The organism is Pseudomonas sp. LS44 (genome assembly GCF_024730785.1).
GTDB lineage: Bacteria > Pseudomonadota > Gammaproteobacteria > Pseudomonadales > Pseudomonadaceae > Aquipseudomonas.
Window position 1 is genome coordinate 95,647 of record NZ_CP102830.1, and the last position, 18,478, is coordinate 114,124.

15 protein-coding genes are annotated in these 18,478 nt (G+C 64.8%); 7 read left to right on the forward strand and 8 right to left on the reverse strand.

Translation table 11 applies throughout. The features are described from left to right. Nucleotides 1-18 precede the first annotated feature (18 nt). Nucleotides 19-1,365, reverse strand: a complete 1,347-nt coding sequence (algB, locus tag NVV93_RS00510; RefSeq protein ID WP_258252512.1) for a sigma-54-dependent response regulator transcription factor AlgB — start codon at nucleotides 1,363-1,365, stop codon at nucleotides 19-21. 259 nt (nucleotides 1,366-1,624) lie between these two features. On the opposite strand from algB, the gene NVV93_RS00515 reads away from it, so the two are divergent. Next, a complete protein-coding gene (locus tag NVV93_RS00515) occupies nucleotides 1,625-2,059 on the forward strand; it encodes a PA2169 family four-helix-bundle protein (RefSeq protein ID WP_258252513.1) in 435 nt (144 codons plus the stop codon). Between the two features lie 214 nt (nucleotides 2,060-2,273). Next, nucleotides 2,274-2,441, forward strand: a complete 168-nt coding sequence (locus tag NVV93_RS00520; RefSeq protein WP_258252514.1) for a DUF1328 domain-containing protein — start codon at nucleotides 2,274-2,276, stop codon at nucleotides 2,439-2,441. 480 nt (nucleotides 2,442-2,921) lie between these two features. Here NVV93_RS00520 and NVV93_RS00525 read toward each other — a convergent pair whose 3' ends face one another. After that, nucleotides 2,922-3,578, reverse strand: coding sequence for a DUF3313 domain-containing protein (locus NVV93_RS00525; RefSeq protein WP_258252515.1), 657 nt, complete (start codon nucleotides 3,576-3,578; stop codon nucleotides 2,922-2,924). A gap of 200 nt (nucleotides 3,579-3,778) precedes the next feature. Further along, nucleotides 3,779-4,375 (reverse strand): NAD(P)H:quinone oxidoreductase, encoded by a 597-nt coding sequence (gene wrbA, locus NVV93_RS00530; protein WP_258252516.1) that lies wholly within the window; start codon nucleotides 4,373-4,375, stop codon nucleotides 3,779-3,781. Between the two features lie 123 nt (nucleotides 4,376-4,498). Here wrbA and NVV93_RS00535 point away from each other — a divergent pair, with 123 nt between their 5' ends. Then, the gene (locus NVV93_RS00535; protein ID WP_258252517.1) at nucleotides 4,499-5,728 is read left to right on the forward strand and encodes a nucleoside recognition domain-containing protein; all 1,230 of its coding nucleotides are present in this window, start codon (nucleotides 4,499-4,501) and stop codon (nucleotides 5,726-5,728) included. A 256-nt stretch (nucleotides 5,729-5,984) separates the two neighbouring features. Here NVV93_RS00535 and norR read toward each other — a convergent pair whose 3' ends face one another. After that, a complete protein-coding gene (gene norR / locus NVV93_RS00540; RefSeq protein ID WP_258252518.1) occupies nucleotides 5,985-7,538 on the reverse strand; it encodes a nitric oxide reductase transcriptional regulator NorR in 1,554 nt (517 codons plus the stop codon). A gap of 147 nt (nucleotides 7,539-7,685) precedes the next feature. Between norR and hmpA the strand changes: the two genes are divergently transcribed. Together hmpA and NVV93_RS00550 are read left to right on the forward strand one after the other, a co-directional pair. Further along, a complete protein-coding gene (hmpA, locus tag NVV93_RS00545; protein WP_258252519.1) occupies nucleotides 7,686-8,867 on the forward strand; it encodes an NO-inducible flavohemoprotein in 1,182 nt (393 codons plus the stop codon). A gap of 242 nt (nucleotides 8,868-9,109) precedes the next feature. Beyond that, nucleotides 9,110-9,790, forward strand: coding sequence for a type 1 glutamine amidotransferase domain-containing protein (locus tag NVV93_RS00550; protein ID WP_258252520.1), 681 nt, complete (start codon nucleotides 9,110-9,112; stop codon nucleotides 9,788-9,790). Nucleotides 9,791-9,896: 106 nt separating this feature from the next. Here the strand turns inward: NVV93_RS00550 and NVV93_RS00555 are convergent, their stop codons facing one another. Both NVV93_RS00555 and NVV93_RS00560 read right to left on the reverse strand, forming a co-directional pair. Beyond that, nucleotides 9,897-10,916, reverse strand: coding sequence for a DUF2914 domain-containing protein (locus tag NVV93_RS00555; RefSeq protein WP_258252521.1), 1,020 nt, complete (start codon nucleotides 10,914-10,916; stop codon nucleotides 9,897-9,899). Nucleotides 10,917-11,220: 304 nt separating this feature from the next. Further along, entirely contained in the window at nucleotides 11,221-13,101 is a 1,881-nt protein-coding gene (locus tag NVV93_RS00560) for a diguanylate cyclase (RefSeq protein WP_258252522.1), read from the reverse strand. Nucleotides 13,102-13,366: 265 nt separating this feature from the next. Between NVV93_RS00560 and NVV93_RS00565 the strand changes: the two genes are divergently transcribed. Both NVV93_RS00565 and NVV93_RS00570 read left to right on the forward strand, forming a co-directional pair. Next, nucleotides 13,367-14,281, forward strand: coding sequence for a bile acid:sodium symporter family protein (locus NVV93_RS00565; RefSeq protein ID WP_258252523.1), 915 nt, complete (start codon nucleotides 13,367-13,369; stop codon nucleotides 14,279-14,281). Then, nucleotides 14,269-15,249 carry an SDR family oxidoreductase gene (locus NVV93_RS00570; RefSeq protein WP_258252524.1) on the forward strand — a complete coding sequence of 327 codons (981 nt, stop codon included), beginning with the start codon at nucleotides 14,269-14,271 and terminating at the stop codon, nucleotides 15,247-15,249. The genes NVV93_RS00565 and NVV93_RS00570 overlap by 13 nt, the downstream gene beginning before the upstream one ends. 177 nt (nucleotides 15,250-15,426) lie before the next feature. On the opposite strand, the gene NVV93_RS00575 is transcribed toward NVV93_RS00570, so the two are convergent. After that, entirely contained in the window at nucleotides 15,427-16,458 is a 1,032-nt protein-coding gene (locus NVV93_RS00575; protein ID WP_258252525.1) for an AraC family transcriptional regulator, read from the reverse strand. 295 nt (nucleotides 16,459-16,753) lie between these two features. Beyond that, a complete protein-coding gene (locus tag NVV93_RS00580; RefSeq protein WP_258252526.1) occupies nucleotides 16,754-18,424 on the reverse strand; it encodes a Na/Pi cotransporter family protein in 1,671 nt (556 codons plus the stop codon). Nucleotides 18,425-18,478: the final 54 nt, after the last annotated feature.

An 18,478-nucleotide genomic window follows, 5' to 3' on the forward strand; every position in this document is an offset into this window, starting at 1 on the left:
ACCTCCTGTCGTGAAACACTACAGGTTGAACTGCTTGCGTTTGCGATACAGGGTCGAGGTGTCGATACCCAAGGTCTTGGCGGCCATGTCGAGCGTGTCGCTATTGGCGAGTACCGCGGCGATATGGGCTTTTTCCAGTTCTTCCAGGCTCATCTGCGCGCCGATGCGTGGCGTGTTGGTTGCTGGCTGGGCATCAAGGCCGAGGTGGCTGAGTTCGACCTTTTCCTGCGGGCAAATGATGCTCGCCCGCTCGATGACATTGCGCAGCTCGCGAATGTTGCCCGGCCAGCGATAAGCCAGCAGTGCGGCCATTGCCTCGTCGCTGAAGCCACGGGCCGGACGGGCGTAGTCCCTGACGAAGTGGGCGAGGAAGCGCTCGGCCAGCGGGGCGATGTCTTCGTGGCGCTCGCGTAACGGCGGCAGCTTGAGGGTGATGACATTGAGGCGATAGAGCAGGTCTTCGCGAAAGCGCCCGGAGCGGACCATTTCGTCCAGATCGAGGTTGGTGGCGGCGAGGATGCGCATATCGGCCTGGCGGGTCACCGCGTCGCCGACCCGTTCGTATTCCTTGTCTTGGATGAAGCGCAGCAGCTTGGGTTGCAGGCTCAGCGGGAAGTCGCCGATTTCGTCGAGGAACAGCGTGCCGCCATCGGCCTGGCTGACCCGGCCCATGGTGCTCTCGCTGGCGCCGGTGAAGGCGCCACGGCTATGGCCGAACAATTCGCTTTCCATCAGCTCGGCGCTCAACGACGGGCAGTTGATGGTCACGCAGGCTTTTTTCGCGCGCCGGCTCCAGCCGTGAATGGCGCGCGCCAATTCGCCCTTGCCGGTACCCGATTCGCCGAGGAGGAGGATATTGGCGTCGGTATCGGCGACCTGCAGGGCGGTGGCCAGCACCGCCATCATCGCCGGGCAGTGCGAGTCGAGGCCGTCCTTAGTCTTGCGCACTTCGCCTTCCAGCGCCTCCAGGCGGGCCGCCAGCTGGCGGACTTCGAGCTGTTTGGCGGCGGCCAGGCGCAGTTGGTCGGGCGTGCACGGCTTGACCAGGTAATCCACCGCCCCGGCCTGAATGGCGTCCACTGCGGTATCCACCGCCGAATGCGCAGTGGCGATCACCACGCGCATCCACGGCGCCTGCACGCGCATGGTTGCCAATAAGTCGAGGCCGTTGTCTTCGCCCAGGCGCAGGTCGAGGAAGCACAGATCGAATACCTGGCGTTGCAGCAGGTTCTCCGCCTGTGCGGCGCTGGTGGCGGTAGCCACCAAGTAGCCCTCGTCCTCCAGGCAATAACGAAAGGTGCGCAGAATTGCGGTTTCGTCGTCGACCAGCAGGATTCGGCCATTGTCGGCTGCGGGCGCTTGCATTGGTGCTCTCCCAGGTTCAGCGGGGGTGTTGGAGCATGCCTGTGCATTAGTCAGGGGAAAGTCGTGCAAGTTGCATGGTGCAATCTGTCCGATCCTGCATGCTGCATGGCAAGGCAGCCTGATATCAGAAACAACTATTTGATTTTGAACATATTTATTATCAGTTAAGACTGGCACAAGGCTTGCGAAAGTAACTCCATGGATCGCCAAGTAATCCCATACAGGGTGCAGGGCGCTCGGAATCGCAAGGAGACTCACCATGAGCAGTAGCACGTCGCAACTGAATGAATTGATCGAGATCACCCGTGATGGTCAGCGCTTCTACGAGCACGCCCGTGACGAGGTGAAGGATGAGCAGCTGAAGAGTTTGTTCCGCGACATGTCGCAGGCCAAGACCCAGGTGATCCAGGCGCTGGCGATCAAAGTTGCCGCCAATCATGAGCAACCGGCTCAAGGTGGAACCATAGTCGGCAAGCTGCGGCAGATCTACGCCGATACTCGCGCCACGCTGTCCACCGACGTCAACGCCACCTATGTCGCCCAGCTTGAAGAGGCCGAGGACCGCCTCCTGCATGCCTTCGAAGACGTCATGGAAGAGGCTGGGCCGGATGTCCGCGCCGTGTTGTCGGTGGAGATGCCGAAAGTCCGCCAGTGTCATGACCGCATGCGCAGTCTGAATCAGCACCTGAAATAGGAACGCCCGATGCTGAGCGGCTTGTGGCTGTGCACTGCCGTGCTGGTGCTGTGTATTGGGCTGTGAGGCAGCGCAGTGATGGTCGGTCGGGTTGGGTGTGAATGCGGTTATGCCACTGATTTCGCCGCCGGCAATGGGGTCGAACTCACGGGAACCGCTCCTCACTGCGGTGAGCAGTCGAACCCAAGGGAATCAATCGTTTAGGAGCATCATCATGCTGAGTTGGGCCGTCACTTTCCTGATTATCGCCATCATCGCAGCGGTGCTGGGCTTTGGTGGTATCGCTGGCGCCGCCACGGGCATCGCCAAAATCCTCTTTGTGGTGTTCATCGTGATGTTCATCGTCTCGCTGATCATGGGTCGGCGCGGACGCGGGCTCTAAGAACCTGTTTACGATCTCCTGTCCGTTGGCCATACCGCGTTAAAAACAGGCTCGGAAAGCCGCTTGCGGCTAACGCGCTTTAGCGCGGCCCGAAGGGCGAGTGAAACGAGTAATGCTCATTTACAGCTCGTGAACTCCGCTTCCTCGCCTGTTTTTGCCTTGTCTGGCTCTAGTCCAAAAGATCGTTTACAGGCTCTAAGCCCTTGCCGATTCGCAGGGCATTGACCGGCGGCGCGGCAACCAAGAAAGCAGCAGTTGTGCCGCCCTGAAGAGGAACGGCACATGACCACGGGGTCGGGATGCTCTGAACGATTCGGGTTCGGAGTGACCTAGGGGTACAGGGAGTACCTCCATAAAGGGCCGGGTCAGGCGCAAGTAGCGACGGCGACGGGTTTCCACCAGGGTGGGCCCGTTGCCCTCGTGCTTAACGCCAAGCCGTCCGGCACACCGGCGCTTGCGGCGATCCGCTTTGACGAGCGATCAGGGCTTAAAGTGGTGAGCGTCCTTGGCCCACACATCAAGCGCCGGCTGGATGTCCTTGAGGCTCAACTGGGTACTGTCGTTCTCTAGGGTCAGGCCGGTGCCTTTGCGTACCACTTGGGCGACCGGTTTCTGTGTAACGCCATCCAGCACCTGCATCTCCACATAGATTTCGCTGTTCTCGTCGCGCGTGCCCGCGGCGGCGCTGGCGGCTGCCACGACCAAGGCGATGGGGATCACTTCATAGGCCTTCAGGCCTTCCGGCGAGACGTTCACCGAGGTGATTGCCGAGCGCAGTACCAAGGTATTCGGCCCAGGGTTCTGGACCACTTGCAGCTCGCCGCCCAGTTCGCGTTGGAAGGCTTGCTGCAGGTAGCCGGCGATCTGGTCGAGGGTCTGTTGACTGACCTGGGCGGACGGCTGTGGGCGCGGATAGAACTGTGGCCGCTCGACCATTACCGAGTGGTACTGGGACATGTCCAGCCCCGGCGCGGTCCAGCGCAGCACCGGCACGCCGCTGGCCGAGGTGGCCGGCTTCAACACCGAATAATCGCTCAAGAAGCCGGAATACTGCTCAGGCTTGGTGACTTTACTGGCACAGCTGCTCAGCAGCACGCAGGCCGCCAGGGCGCAGGCGCCGAACAATGGTTTGCTCATCCGTGAAACTCCTAATGGTGGGGTAGTGCTTGGTCGTTATTGGTTGGGTTTGGCAGTTATCAGGCTGTTGAAAAACTACTGCGCGCGGTTATACCGCGTTGAAATCAGGCTCAAAATGCTCATTTACCACTCGTAAACTGCGCTTTTTCGCCTGATTTCGCCTTGTCTAGCCTTCGCTCGCTACGTTTTTCAACGGCCTGTTATTGCAGGCGGGTGGTGAGTTTTGCCACATGGGCGCCCTGGTACGTGGCCAGGGCCAGCTCCATGAGGCTCGGCATGCGCGAACCATCGCTACCGGCCACCGTGGCCGCCCCATAGGGCGAGCCGCCGCGCAGCTCGCTGATGTCGCTCAGCTCCGCTGCTGAGTACGGTAGACCGACGATCAACATGCCATGGTGCGCGAGAGTGTGCCAGAACGAGGTGATGGTGGTTTCCGAGCCGCCGCCGGTTCCGGTGCTGGTGAATACGCTGGCGAATTTGCCGATCAATGCGCCTTTGACCCACATGCCGCCGGTCTGGTCGAGAAAGCTGCGCATCTGCCCGCACATGTTGCCGAAGCGCGTTGGCGTGCCGAACAGGATCGCGTCGTAGTCGGCCAGCTCCTGCACAGTGGCCACCGGCGCGGCCTGATCGAGCTTGGCGCCGGCCTTGCGGGCCAGGTCCTCGGGCATGGTTTCGGCTACCCGTTTCACCGTCACCTCGACCCCTGGCACGCTGCGCGCGCCTTCGGCGACCGCCTCGGCCATGCGTTCGATATGGCCGTACATCGAGTAGTACAGGACCAGGATTTTCTTCATCGTCGACTCCGCTGTTATCCGGGGGCTGGAGCCTGCAAGCCTAGACGCAGCGTGTGACGGCTGCGCGACGGCGAGGGAGCGGGCCGTTATGATCAGCGCGGCACATATTTTGGGGGAACGACGATGCTTAATGGCTTGTGGCTAGGGTTTTTCCTGGTGGCCGGTGTGGCGGCGCTCAGCGCCTGGCTGGTCGACGGCGATGCGGCGGTATTCGCGCGCATAGTGGAAAGCCTGTTCGCCATGGCCAAGCTGTCGGTCGAGGTGATGGTGCTGCTGTTTGGCACGCTGACCTTGTGGCTGGGCTTTTTGCGCATCGCCGAAAAAGCCGGCTTGGTCGATGCGCTTGGCCGCGCCCTCGGCCCGCTGTTCGCCCGCTTGATGCCCGAAGTGCCGCGCGGCCATCCGGCGCTCGGCTTCATTACGCTGAACTTCGCCGCTAACGGCCTGGGCTTGGACAACGCTGCCACGCCGATCGGTCTCAAGGCCATGCGCGCGCTGCAGGAGCTCAATCCGAGCAGCACCACGGCGAGCAACGCGCAGATCCTGTTCATCTGTCTAAACGCCTCGTCGCTGACCCTGTTGCCGGTATCGATCTTCATGTACCGCGCGCAGCAGGGCGCGGCCGATCCGACCCTGGTATTCCTGCCGATCCTGCTGGCGCATTTCTGCGCCAACCTGACGGCGCTGCTGTCGGTGGCGGTGATGCAACGCATCCGTCTGTGGGATCCGGTGCTCCTGGCCTGGCTGCTCGGCGGCATGTTCCTGCTGGGCAGCTTCGTGGCGTTTCTGTTCACCCTGTCGGCCGTGGCCCTGGCCAGCCTGTCGTCGCTGCTCGGCAACCTCACCCTGTTTGGCGTGATCATGGCGTTTCTGCTGCTTGGCGCGCTGAAGCGGGTGAAGGTCTACGAGAGCTTCGTCGAGGGCGCCCAGGAAGGCTTCGACGTGGCCAAGAGTCTGCTGCCCTATCTGGTCGCCATGCTCTGCGCGGTCGGCGTGCTGCGCGCGTCCGGGGCGTTGGAACTGGGTCTGGACGGGATTCGCGCGCTGGTCGAGTGGGCCGGCTGGGACACGCGCTTCGTCGAGGCGCTGCCGACCGCGCTGGTCAAGCCGTTCTCCGGCAGTGCGGCGCGCGCCATGCTGATCGAGACCATGCAGACCCACGGCGTCGACAGCTTCCCGGCGCTGGTGGCGGCGACCATTCAGGGCAGCACGGAAACCACCTTCTACGTCCTCGCCGTGTACTTCGGCGCGGTCGGCATCCAGCGCGCGCGGCATGCGGTGGGCTGCGCGCTGCTCGCCGACCTGGCCGGGGTGCTGGCGGCGATCGGCGTGTGCTACTGGTTTTTTGGCTAGGCCGCGCAAGCTCGCGGCCTGCTCCTTCGCCTATTGATGGGAGCTTTGTAGGATGGGTCGGGCCGCGTAGGTTGAGCGCAGCGATACCCATCACCACGTCACGATGGGTATCGACGCTGCGCGTCTCAACCCATCCTACGGGCGGGCGCCTGATGCATAGGTAATCAACGTAGCCCGGATGCAATCCGGGAACCGCAGGCGTCTTTTCCCCGGATTTCATCCGGGCTACGGCCCTCGGATTTGCAGACCGTCCTGGTTAACCCTGCTTCAACCCCAGGCGGCTGGCCAGGCGATGCAGGTTGGCGCGGTCGAGGCCGAGCTGGCGGGCGGCCGCCGCCCAGTTGCCCTGCTGATCCTGTAGGGCGGCCTGGATCAGCTGGCGCTGGTAGGCCTCCACCGCCGTACGCAGATCCTTTCCGGCCGGTAGCGGGCTGGCGCTCTGGGTGGCTGCAAGCGCTGCGGCTGGCGTCGTCAGATCCAGATGCTCGGCCTCGATACTGAGGATACGCGGCCGCTCGGCGTGGCCGGCCAGGGCCTTGAGCGCGGCGCGGCCGATCAGGTGTTCCAGCTCGCGCACGTTGCCCGGCCAGTCGTGTGCCAGCAGCGCGGCCTGCGCCGCCGCGCCCAAGCGCAGGCTGCGCAGGTGCAGGCGGGTACGGTTCTGTTCGAGGAAGTAGCCGGCCAGCAACAGCACATCGCGGCCGCGCTCGCGCAGCGGCGGCACCTTCAGCGGGTAGACGCTGAGGCGGTGGTAGAGGTCGGCGCGAAAGCGCCCGGCGCGCACTTCCTCGGCCAGGTCGCGGTTGCTGGCGGCGAGGATACGCACGTCGACCCGGTGCTCGCGGTCGGAGCCGAGGCGCTGCAATTGGCCGCTCTGCAGCACGCGCAGCAGCTTGGCCTGCACCGCCAGCGGCAGCTCGCCGACTTCGTCGAGGAACAGGCTGCCGCCGTCGGCCAGCTCGAACTTGCCGCTGCGCTCGCTGTGAGCGCCGGAGAAGGCGCCGCGCACATGGCCGAACAGCTCGCTCTCCACCAGCGCCTCCGGCAGCGCCGCACAGTTGAGGCTGATCAGCGGCCGCGCGGCGCGGGGCGAACGGGCGTGCAGGGTCTGCGCCACCAGTTCCTTGCCGACCCCGGTCTCGCCGCCGATCAGCACGGTCAGGTCGCTGCCGGCGACCGTGTCGATCTCCGCCAGCAGGCGCTTGTGCGCCGCGCTCTGGCCGATCAACTCGGGGCTTTCAGCCTGCCCGGCGACCGCGCGGTAGCGCTCGGCCAGCTGGTGCTCGGCTTCGGCGCGGCGGGTCAGGCTGGTCAGCCGGCCGTTGGCCTTGACCGTGGCCGCGGCCAGGCGGGCGAAGGCTTCGAGGTTGTCCAGATCGGCCTGGGCGAAGCGCGCCGGGTCGAGGCTGTCGAGGGTCAGCAGGCCCCAGGGCTGGTCGTCGATCAGCAGCGGGCAACCCAGGCAGTCGTGCACCTCCAACTGGCCGCTGTGCGCTTCGACCAGGCCGTCGTAGGGGTCGGGCAGGCCGCTGTCGGCGGCGAAACGGGTCGGCGTCGGGCTCGCCAGCAGGGCCATGAAGCGCGGGTGTTCGGCGAGGGTGAAGCGCCGGCCGAGGGTATCGGCGCTCAGGCCGTCGACCGCCAGGGGGATCAGCTGCTCGCCATCCAAACGCAGCAGCGCGGTGGCGTCGCAGGGGATCAGGCCGCGCAAGGCACTGAGCAGGCGCCGGTAGCGTTCGCCTTCGGCCAGCTCGCGACTCAGGTCGTCGACCAGCGGGAGCAATGCCTGGAGCAGTGGATTGGTTGTCATTAAGACTCCACGTTGTGGTTATGACACAGATTCGTATGTTGTCATAACTACAACCAAGTGCATAAGTTACTGATTTATATAGGGGTAAAAGTTGGCACGGATTCTGGAAAGGTCAAGGCAGAATTTCACCGACTGAGGATTGCCCCGATGCTATCTGCCGACCATCTTGCCCTGATCAAAGCCACCGTGCCGCTGCTGGAAAGCGGTGGCGAAGCGCTGACCACGCATTTCTACCAGCTGATGCTCAGCGAGCATCCCGAGGTGCGCCCGCTGTTCAACCAAGCCCACCAGGCCAGCGGCGATCAACCGCGTGCGCTGGCCAACGGTGTGTTGATGTACGCCCGGCATATCGACCGCCTGGAGGCGCTTGGCCCGCTGGTCGGGCAAATCATCAGCAAGCATGTGTCGTTGCAGGTCCTGCCCGAGCATTACCCGATCGTCGGCAGCTGCCTGTTGCGGGCGATCCGCGAGGTGCTCGGCGCCGAGATCGCCACCGATGAGGTGATCGCCGCCTGGGCCGCTGCCTATGGGCAGCTGGCCGCGCTGCTGATCGGCGCCGAGGAAGCAGTCTACGCCGCTAACGAACAGGCTCCCGGCGGCTGGCGCGGCGGCCGGTTGTTCCGCGTGGCGCGCAAGGTGGCGGAGAGCGAGGAGATCAGCTCCTTCTACCTGCAACCGAGCGATGGCGGCGCCGTCGCCGACTACACGCCCGGCCAGTACATCGGCCTGCGCCTGCAGCTGGACGGCGAGGAGGTGCGCCGCAATTATTCGCTGTCCGCCGCGCCGAATGGCCGCGAGTACCGCATCAGCGTCAAGCGCGAGGCCGGCGGGCGGGCGTCCAACTATCTGCACGAGCGGGTCAAGGAAGGCGACGAACTGGAGCTGTTCGCCCCGGCCGGCGACTTCGTCCTGCGTGCGTCGGCCAAACCGCTGGTGCTGATCAGCGCCGGGGTCGGCATCACCCCGACGCTGGCCATGCTCGAAGCCAGCGCCGCCAGCGGCCGGCCGATCCACTTCGTGCATTGCGCGCGGCACGCCGGCGTGCAGGCCTTCGCCGAGCGGGTCGAGGAATTGAGCGCGGCGCATGCGCAGGTGCGGCGCTTCTTCTGCTACAGCGAGCCGCGCGCCGGCGATCGCGGCGATGCGCACGGCTTGCTCAGCCGCGAGCAACTGGCCGATTGGTTACCGGAGAGCCGCGATGTCGACGCCTACTTCCTCGGGCCCAAGCCGTTCATGGCCCAGGTCAAGCGCCACCTGCGCGAGCTGGGCGTGCCGGAAAGCCAGAGCCATTACGAGTTCTTCGGCCCGGCGATGGCGTTGGAGGGCTGATTCGGAGGCGCCTTCCCGGCAGGCACCTGGGTAGGATGGGTTGGGCCGCGCAGGTTGAGCGCAGCGATACCCATCGCGCCTGTTTTGGGTATCGCTGCGCTCAGGCTAGGCGCCCCCACCCAACCTACGGCTCGGCGTGATCAGGCCGTGATCGCCGGCTGTCGCCCGTGGCGCTGGTGGCACGATCTCGGACCGAAATGCTTGTCCTATCATGACCAGACCACCGACCCGAGGAAGCCGCGATGAAGATTCTCATGGTGCTGACGTCTCACGACCAGCTCGGCAATAGCGGGCAGAAGACCGGCTTCTGGCTGGAAGAATTCGCCGCCCCTTACTACCGCTTTCTGGATGCCGGTGCCACGCTGATCCTGGCCTCGCCCAAGGGTGGCCAGCCGCCGCTCGACCCGAAGAGCGATGCCGCCGATGCGCAGACCGATGCCACCCGGCGTTTCGCCGAGGATCCTGCGGCGCAGCGGGTGCTGGCGCAGACCAGAATCCTCGCTGAGGTAAATGCGCGCGACTACGACGCGCTGTTCTATCCCGGCGGCCACGGCCCGCTGTGGGACCTCGCCGAGGACGCGGTGTCCATCGCCCTGATCGAAGCCTTCATCGCCGCCGGCAAGCCAGTCGCAGCGGTCTGCCACGCGCCGGGCGTGCTGCGCCACGTCAAGGGCGCCGACGGTCACCCGCTGGTGCAGGCCAAGCGGGTCACCGGCTTCGCCAACAGCGAGGAAGCCGCGGTGCAGCTGACCGAGGTGGTGCCCTTCCTGGTCGAGGGCATGCTCAAGGCCAATGGTGGCCACTACAGCAAGGCGGCCGACTGGCAGGCGCACATCGAACAGGATGGCCTGCTGATCACCGGGCAGAACCCGGCCTCTTCCGCGGCTGCCGCAGATGCGCTGCTTGATCTTTTACGGGGCTGATCAGACTCGACCAGCGGGTAGGATCGCACGCACCTTTGTAGGATGGGTATCGCTGCGCTCGATCCATCCTACGGCCGCAGGAAAGGGGAACTGCGGTTGGCTAGGGCTAGGGGGTGACTTCGAAGCGCAACACGCCGATCAGCTGGCCGTTATCGGTGATCACCCGCACCTGCCAGTTGCCGACCACTTGTTCGGGGAAATTCCGCTTGTGGGTCCAGGCGCGGTAACCGGCCTTGCGTCCGCCCTGGATATCCAGGGCGATGCGCTCTTCGTCGCCGCCCTCGCGCCGCCAGACGTGGTAAATGCGTTCCTGCAGACCGCGCGGTGCATTGATCGCCGTGTAGGCGTACAGACCGCTCTGGCGCAACTGGCTGGCACTGACCTGAGTGAGAGTTTTGCCCGGCGTGCGGTTTTGTCCGTCGACCTGAGTGGTGACCGTGGCCTCGGTCAGCCACAGGGTCGCCGGCGGCACCCAGGAACGCAGCAGGAAGCCGGCGCCACCCAGGGCCAGGGTGACGCCGATCAGCGCCAAGCCGCGCCACCAGCGCTGCACCGGAAAGGTCACCAGCAGACTCGGGAACGACAGCAGCACGGTAATCCCCAGCGCCAGGTTGTAGCTCTGCGTGGTGGTCAGGTGAAAGATGATCGGCAGCGCCGTGAGCATCGCCGCGAACAGCGCCAGGGTGTGCAGGGCGATGTACAGCCAGCGGCGTGGCGCCAGCCATTTGAAATACAGCGGGTCGACGATCGAGACCAGCGCGATTAGGCCTAGCAACCCGGTAAACAGCGCCTGGCCGCTGTTCCAGGTGGTGGTGATGAAGAAGAATGGCAGGACGAAGAACAGACTTTCCTGATGGATCATCTGGGTGACGTAGCGCAGCAACGGCTCGGGAATCTTGCGTCCGAAAGAGCGCGCGAACACCCGCGTCGCCAGGCCTTCGAACATCAGCCAGACCCAGCTGAGCAGAAGGATGCCGGCGATCACCGGTGCCAGGGTGGCCTGGCGATCGACCAGCACGAAACTCGCCAATCCGGAAATGAACCCGAAGGCCGCGACGATCCCCGGATAGCGCTGGATCAGCGCGATCACGCTGGCGAGGCGGGATTTCCAAACGGCGACAGTCATGGGCGGCAGTCAAGCAAGGCGGGTGCGCAGAATACTGCCCATCCCGCGGGTGGAGAAGCGCTTATGGCCGGCAGTGCGTCGCGAGAACGTGGTCGTGGCGGTGGGGGGAGCTCCTGACTGGCGCTTATCCGCACCTCGCGACTCGCATGGGCGAGGACCATGGCAGCGATGGCGATGGTTCCCACGCTCCAGCGTGGGAACGATCAAAGACCGGTGGCTGGCGTGAAGAGTTCGCCGCTTTTGTCGGCTCACCGCGCATCGCTCTGGCTAGCCTCGGGAAGGCGCCGAGCCTGCGCTCCCGGCGTCAGGTCTGGACGAGCTCGTTGGCGCAGATCACCCGATCGCGACCCTGCGCCTTGGCTCGATACAGGGCGACATCGGCTTGGGCAATCAGGGTTTGACTGCTGACGGCCAAGTCCGGGACTTGCACCACCAGGCCGATGCTGGCGCTGATGCGCACCTCGCCGCCTTTATGGGCGAGGCGCAGGGCGGCGATGTCGGCGCGGATCAGCTCGGCACAATGCCGCGCGCCGACCGGGCCGGTATCGGCGAACAGCAGGATGAACTCCTCGCCGCCGTAGCGCGCCGCCACATCGCCGGCGCGTTGGCTATGCGCATGCAGTACGGCGGCGACCCGGCGCAGGCATTCGTCGCCGAACGGATGGCCGAAGCGGTCGTTGATTGATTTGAAGTGGTCGATGTCGACCATCAGCACGGCCAGGGTCGAGCCGGCGCGTTTGGCGCGGCACAGCTCCTCGCCCATGCGCGTCTCGAAATGCCGGCGGTTGAACAGGTGGGTCAGCGGATCCAGGCTGCTCAAACGCTCCAGCTGCACATTCAACCCGGCCAGCTCGCGGGTGCGCTCGTCGACGCGCTGTTCCAGCTCCTCGTTGGCCTTGCGCTGAATGCGCAAGGCCTGCTGCTGGGCGTGCAATTTTTCTTCGCGCTCGCGGGCCAGGCGCCCGGAATAGTCCAGCGCGGCCTGTTGCGCGCGCAGGCGCTCGCTGCGCTCCTGGTTGATGTGTTCGACCAGGGCAATGGCCAGCAGGATGAATTCCACGGTCATGCCCAGCACCTGACTGTTGAGGGTGAAGTCATTGCTCGGCAGGTGGCCAGCCAGCGCCAGGAGCATGATCGTCGACAACACCATCAGCAGGCCCCAGGCATAGATGAATAAGCGTGCCGAGCGGTAGCCCTTACGCCACAGATGGATGCACGAGATCAGGGCTATGAGGGCGCTCAGCGGGGCGACTTCTTTGGGGCACATCCAGTGCAGCAATTTGCTGGAGGGCGCGATGAATATCAGTACGGTGAACACACACCAGTAGCCAATGAAGAAGCGGTTTGTCCAGTCGACCCAACCGCCGATCCGCCCGAGGTGGAGGAAATTGCGCAGATACAAACCGGCCAGAATCAGCACGCAGCCTGAACTCACACCGAACAAACGGACCCCCAGCCAGGGTGACGCCCAGTCGAAATACAGCTGGCCAAGGCCGGTGACGACCAGCGCGTAAAACAGCGCCGCGGCGATGTACAAGACGTAGAGCAGGTAGCTGCGTTCGCGGGTGAACAGGCTCAGGCAGGCGTTGTACAGCAGCATCACCAGCATGGCGCCAAAGAACAGACCGATCAGGAGGGTAGCGTGCATCTCGCTCTGCTGTAGTTGCGCCTCATCCATCAGCTCCAGCGGCAGGATCACCGGCTCGAAGGAGCGCACGCGCAGATAGGCGGTGGCCTGCTCGCCCGCTGCCAGGGGCAGCGGGAACACCAGATAGCGGCTGGCTATCGCGCGAGTGGCGGCCGGCACACCGTCGCCGGCGAGCTGGGCGGGACTCCAGCGCCCCGTTTGCGGGTAATACAGGCGCAACTCGACGTAATCGAGCAGCGGCCACTTGATCACCAGGTGCCAGAGGCGCTGCATGTCCGCCGGCTGGCGCACGTCGAAGCGCAGCCACACGTCGCTGCGCTGGACACCGAGATTGAGTGGGGTCCGCGTGCTGTCTTGCCAGGTGCCGGGCGACTCGCCGGCGGCGATCTGTTCGAAACTCTGGTCCGGCGCGTCGAGCAGGTACTGAACTTGTGACTCCAGCGGCATACTTCCTGCGGTCGGCAGCTGCACCACAGGCGAGGCAGCAGACAGCGACGGCAGCAGATAAAGCCAGAACATGACGAACAAAAGGCGCATGAACGAATACCGGAGTGATGTTCTGGTGAAATCGGCCGGTTGCGCCGACCTTGCAGGACGCTCCGATGGAAGGCAGGGCGAAGGCCAGCAGTGATGGCTATTCAATATCAATCGCCTGCGCCCCGCAACGACTGTAGATGCTCCCGGTAGCGGCGGCGCCCCAGGCGTTTGTCGCGATCCGCCACCCGCACTGGCCGGCACTGCCACTGTTGCGCCGCCACGCGCGGATTACCCTTCGTGCCATCAAAATAAGAGAAGCCTGTCCATGAACTACGACGAAAGCCACCAGTTGATCCTCGGCCTGGTCCTGGCGCTGATGATCTTCGGCGTCTCGCTGGAGTTGCGCGTGACGCAGTTCGCCAGCGTGCTGCGTCGCCCGTTACCGGTGCTCGCCGGGCTGTTTGGTCAATGCCTGATCCTGCCCTGGGCGACCCTGCTGGTGACCCTGCTGGTCGATCTGCACCCCGGCCTGGAACTCGGCCTGTTGCTGGTGGCGTGCTGCCCGGGCGGTAATCTGTCTAACGTGATGACCCATCTGGCGCGCGGCAACGTGGCCCTGTCGATGAGCATGACCGCGTTGTCGAGCCTGCTCGCCTTGGTCCTGTTGCCGCTGAACTTCGCCCTGACCAGCTCGCTGAATCCCGAGGCCTCGACCTATCTGGCCGGGCGCCTGCATGCCTTGCAGGTCGACCAGGGCAGCATCGTGGTCAGCCTGATCTTCCTCCTCGGCGTGCCGCTGCTGCTCGGCATGCTGGTCGGCAATCTCTACCCGTTGTTCGCCGAGCGGGTCATGCCCTGGTTCAAGCGCTTCGCCCTGCTGGCCTTCGCGGTGTTCGTGATCGGTGCGGTGGCCGGTAACTGGCGGATGTTCGTCGCCAATCTCGGTCTGGTGTTTCTCATCGTCGTGCTGCACAACCTCAGCGCGATCATCCTCGGCTGGCTGATGGCCAAGCTGGCGCGGCAGCACGGCGCCAACCTGCGGGCGATGGTGATCGAAATCAGCATGCACAACTCCGGGTTAGCGCTCGGCTTGATCTTCGCCCAGTTCGGTGGCGAGCCGAACATGGCCCTGGTCGCGGCCTTCTGGGGCACCTGGCATCTGGTCAGCGGCGGCTTGTTGGTGCTGTTCTGGCGCAAGCGTCCATTGCCGACGCAGGAGGCTCTGCCATGCGTGTCCTGATTACCGGTGCGGCCGGCTTCATCGGCCAGCAGGTGCTCGCCGATCTCAGTGCCCACTATCCCGACTGGACCCTGATCGCCGCCGACATCCGCGCCTTGGGCCAGCAGTGGCTGAAACCCAATCTCGAGAGCGTGACCCTGGACATCAGCCAGCCGCAGCAGGTGCATGATTGCATCGCCGCCTGGCAGCCGCAGGCCATCGTCCACCTGGCCTCGGTGGTGACGCCGCCGCCGGGCATGAACGAAGCGCAGCTGCATGCTATCGACGTCGGTGGCACCCGTGCGGTGCTGAAGGCGGCGCTGGCCAATGGCGTCGAGCAATTGATCGTCACCAGTTCCGGCGCGGCCTATGGCTATTTTCCGGAGAACGCCGAATGGATCGACGAGGAAGATCCGTTGCGCGGCCATGCGCAGTTCGCCTACGCCAAGCACAAGCGCGAAGTCGAACAGTTGCTGGCCCAGGCGCGCCGCCAGCAGCCAGAGCTCAAGCAGTTGGTGCTGCGCCCGGGGACCATCCTCGGCAAGCGGGTCAACAACCAGATCACCGACATGTTCAAGAAGCATTCGGTGATGGGCATCCGCGGTAGCGACAGCCGCTTCGTGTTCATCTGGGACCAGGATGTGGTGAGCATTATTCGCCAAGGCCTGGAGCGCTCATCCGCGGGCATCTACAACCTGGCCGGCGACGGTGCGCTGAGCTTGCGCGAGATCGCGCAGATTCTCGGCAAACCCTATCGGGCGTTGCCCGCCTGCCTGATCGCCGGCGCGCTGCGGGTGCTCAAGCCGCTCGGCCTGACCCAGTACGGTCCCGAACAGCTGGATTTTCTGCGCTATCGCCCGGTGCTGGCCAACCGGCGCCTGAAGGAAGAATTCGGCTATCGCCCGCGCTACACCAGCCGCGAAGCGTTTATGGCCTTTTTGGCGGCGCAGGGTGTGGAGGCATATGGCGCCCTGGTCCCCCGGCTATAGAGAGACGCGCACCCGTAGGTTGGGCTGAGCTCCGCGATGCCCAACGGCACCGTTCGGCGTGGCTTAGATGTTGTGCCCGCCACCGCAAGTTGGGCTTCGTTGCAGGCTCCTCAGCCCAACCTACGAATAGATGGGTATCGCTGCGCTCGACCCACCCTACGAACTCAACCTACGAACTTAAACCTGGCCGCTATAGCGCGCGCGGTATTCGCCCGGAGTCAGGCCAGTCCAGTGGCGGAAGGCGCGAAAGAACACGCTGGGTTCGGAATAGCCGAGCAGCACGGCGATCTCGGCCGCCGGCAACTGGCCGTCGCGCAGATGGCGTTCGGCGAGCTGGCGGCGGGTGTCGCTGAGCAATTGCTGATAGCTGCTGCCCTCGTCGGCCAGGCGCCGCTGCAGCGTGCGCTCGCTGAGGTTGAGGTTACGCGCCAGCTCAGCGCGGTCCGGTTCGCCATGTGCCAGCTGCGCGCCGAGCAGGGTCACCACCCGGGCGATCAAGCCTTCGCTGGGCAGTCGCGCGAGCAGCGCTTCGGCATGCTGGCGGAGCAGCTGCTGCAGCGGTGGATTGGCCTGGATCAGCGCCACCGACAGCAGCCGCGCCGGCAGCACCAGGGCGTAGTCCACGGCCTGGAAGCGCAGCGGACAACCAAATACTTCGGCATACGGCATCAGCTGCTCCGGCTCGGCATGCACGAACTCGGCGCGCAGCAGCTCGAAGTCATCCAGCAGTGGCACCATCATCTGCACCCAGAACGCCATCAACGCCAGTACCCGCGCTCGGGTAGCCGGCAGCTCGGCATGCAGCGGCCGATAGACCAGATGCAGTTCGGCGCCGCGTTCGCTCAGTAGCAGTTCGCCGCCTTCACCGACCAGGCGCTGATAACGCAGGCCGGCGGCCAGGGCGTCGCCCAAGGTGGCGCTGCTTTGCAGCAGATAGCCGAGCACGCTGAACGGCCCCGGCGCCAGATGCTGGCCCAACGCCAAGCCCGGCTCGGCCAGCGCCAGACGGCTGGACAGCTGCTGCCAGAGTTGCTCCTGGACGGCGAAGGGCACGCGGGCATCCGGGTCGCTCAATTGCTGCTCGGTCAGGCCGCAGGCGCTGAGCAACTCGTCGCGCGCCACGCCGAGGCGCTGCCCGGCATGCAGCACGGCAAGGGTCAGGCTGGCGCTGACGGAAACATGCTGGTTATCGATCGGGGACGTGCTCATTTCTCGGATTCTGCCCAAGCGCGGGCCATCCGGGTAGCAGGCCGTTGAAAAATTACCTGCGTTGCCGATCCGGCGTTAAAAATGGCCTCACAGCCGAAGGCTGAACGCGCTTTAGCGCGGCCCCGAAGTGGGTGAGCGGAGCGAATCAAGTGCTCATTTACAGCACGTAAACTGCGCTTTTCCGGCCGTTTTTGCCTTGTCTCGGCTGCCTCGCCTACATTTTTCAACGGTCTGCTAGGGGCACGCGTGTCGGCCCGGCCGCGCGGCGGGTCGCTGGGCCATGGGGTGGTCGAACCTAGCTTGACGATGGCACGCCCTCGCTGGCTTCGTCGCGTGCTCCGCTGGCTAGCGCGCCGGTGTCGTGGCCTTCCAGCACCGCATAGGCACTGCTGCAGAACAGCGAATTGAGGCGCTTCATCTCGGCGATCAATTCCAGGTGCAATGAGCTGGTTTCGATGCTCTGCAGATTCTGATGATGCAGGCGGCTGACGTGCGCGTGCGCCAAGCGCCGTTCCTGGGCACGGAAGCGGCGCTTTTCGCGCAGCAGCTGGCGCGCGCTTTCGTGATCGCCATAGACGAACACCGCCAGGCCCAGATGCAGGTTGGCGATCAGCTGCACGTGCAGGGTCGCCAGCTCCTCCAGGCCGTGCGCGGAAAAATCGCGCCGCTGCGCGGTCTTCTGGTCTTGCACCTTGCACAGCATGCGCTCGATCAGGTCGCCGGCCTGTTCCAGGTTGACCGCCAACTCGATGATTTCCGCCCAGCGGCGCTTCTCCCGCTCGCTCAGGCTCTCTTGGTCGATACGCGCCAGGTACAGTTTCACCGCGCTATACAGCGCGTCGACCTCATCGTCGAGGCGCCGTAGCTCGCGGCTTAGCGCCGGCTGGCCACCGCGCAGCACCTCGAGGAAGTTGCTCAGCATGGCGTCGATCAGGTCGCCGATCCGCAGGGTTTCGCGCACCGCGTTGGCCAACGCCAGACCCGGCAGCTGCAGGGCGGTGGGGTCGAGGTAGCGCGCTTTGGACATGTCGTTGAGCGGCGCGCGTTCCGGCAGCAGCCAGGTGCAAAAACGCGCCATGGCCCGCACTGTGGGCAGCATCAGCACGCAGCGCAGGCTGTTGTAGAGCAGGTGAAAGCTGATCACCAGACCTTGCGGACTGAGCTTCAGACCGTCCATCCATTGCGCCAGGGGATGCAGCACGGGAATGATCAGCAGCAAGCCGATCAGCTTGTACAGCAAGCTGCCCAGCGCCACCCGGCGACCGGCGGCGGTCTGCATGCCGGCGCTGAGCAGCGCCAGCACGCCACTGCCGATATTGGCGCCGATCACCAGGCCGATGGCCACTGGCAGGCTGATCAGCGAGGCGCCGGCCAGGGTCGCGGTGAGCAGCACGGCGGCCAGGCTCGAGTAGGAAATCAAGGCGAACAGGGCGCCGACCAACGCATCGAGCAGCAGGTCACCGGTCAGCGAGGCGAACAGCACCTTGATGCCTTGGGCCTGGGTGATCGGTGCGGCGGCCGCGACGATCAACTCCAGGGCCAGGATGATCAGCCCCAAACCGATGGCGACCCGGCCCAGCTGTCCGGCGCGGGTCTGCTTGCGCGAGAGAAAGAAGATCACCCCGAGGAAGATCAGCAGCGGTGACAGCCACGACAGATCGAGGGTCAGCACCCGCGCCATCAACGCGGTGCCGACGTCGGCGCCGAGCATGATCGCCAGCGCCGGGGTCAGGGCCATCAAACCCTGGGCGGCAAACGAGGTGACCAGCAGGGCGGTGGCGTTACTGCTCTGCACCAGCGCGGTCACGCCGATACCGGCGACAAACGCCAGCGGCCGCTTGTTCATGGTGTGGCTGAGGGCGCGCCGCAGCTGTGTGCCGAACACCCGCAGGATGCCGGTCCGGACGATGTGCGTGCCCCAGATCAGCAGAGTCACGGCAGACAGCAGATTGAGCAGGGTCAGCATGTGCAGCGCCCCCTAAACCAACGTGGCGGCGCTCTGGCCCAACGGCACGATAGG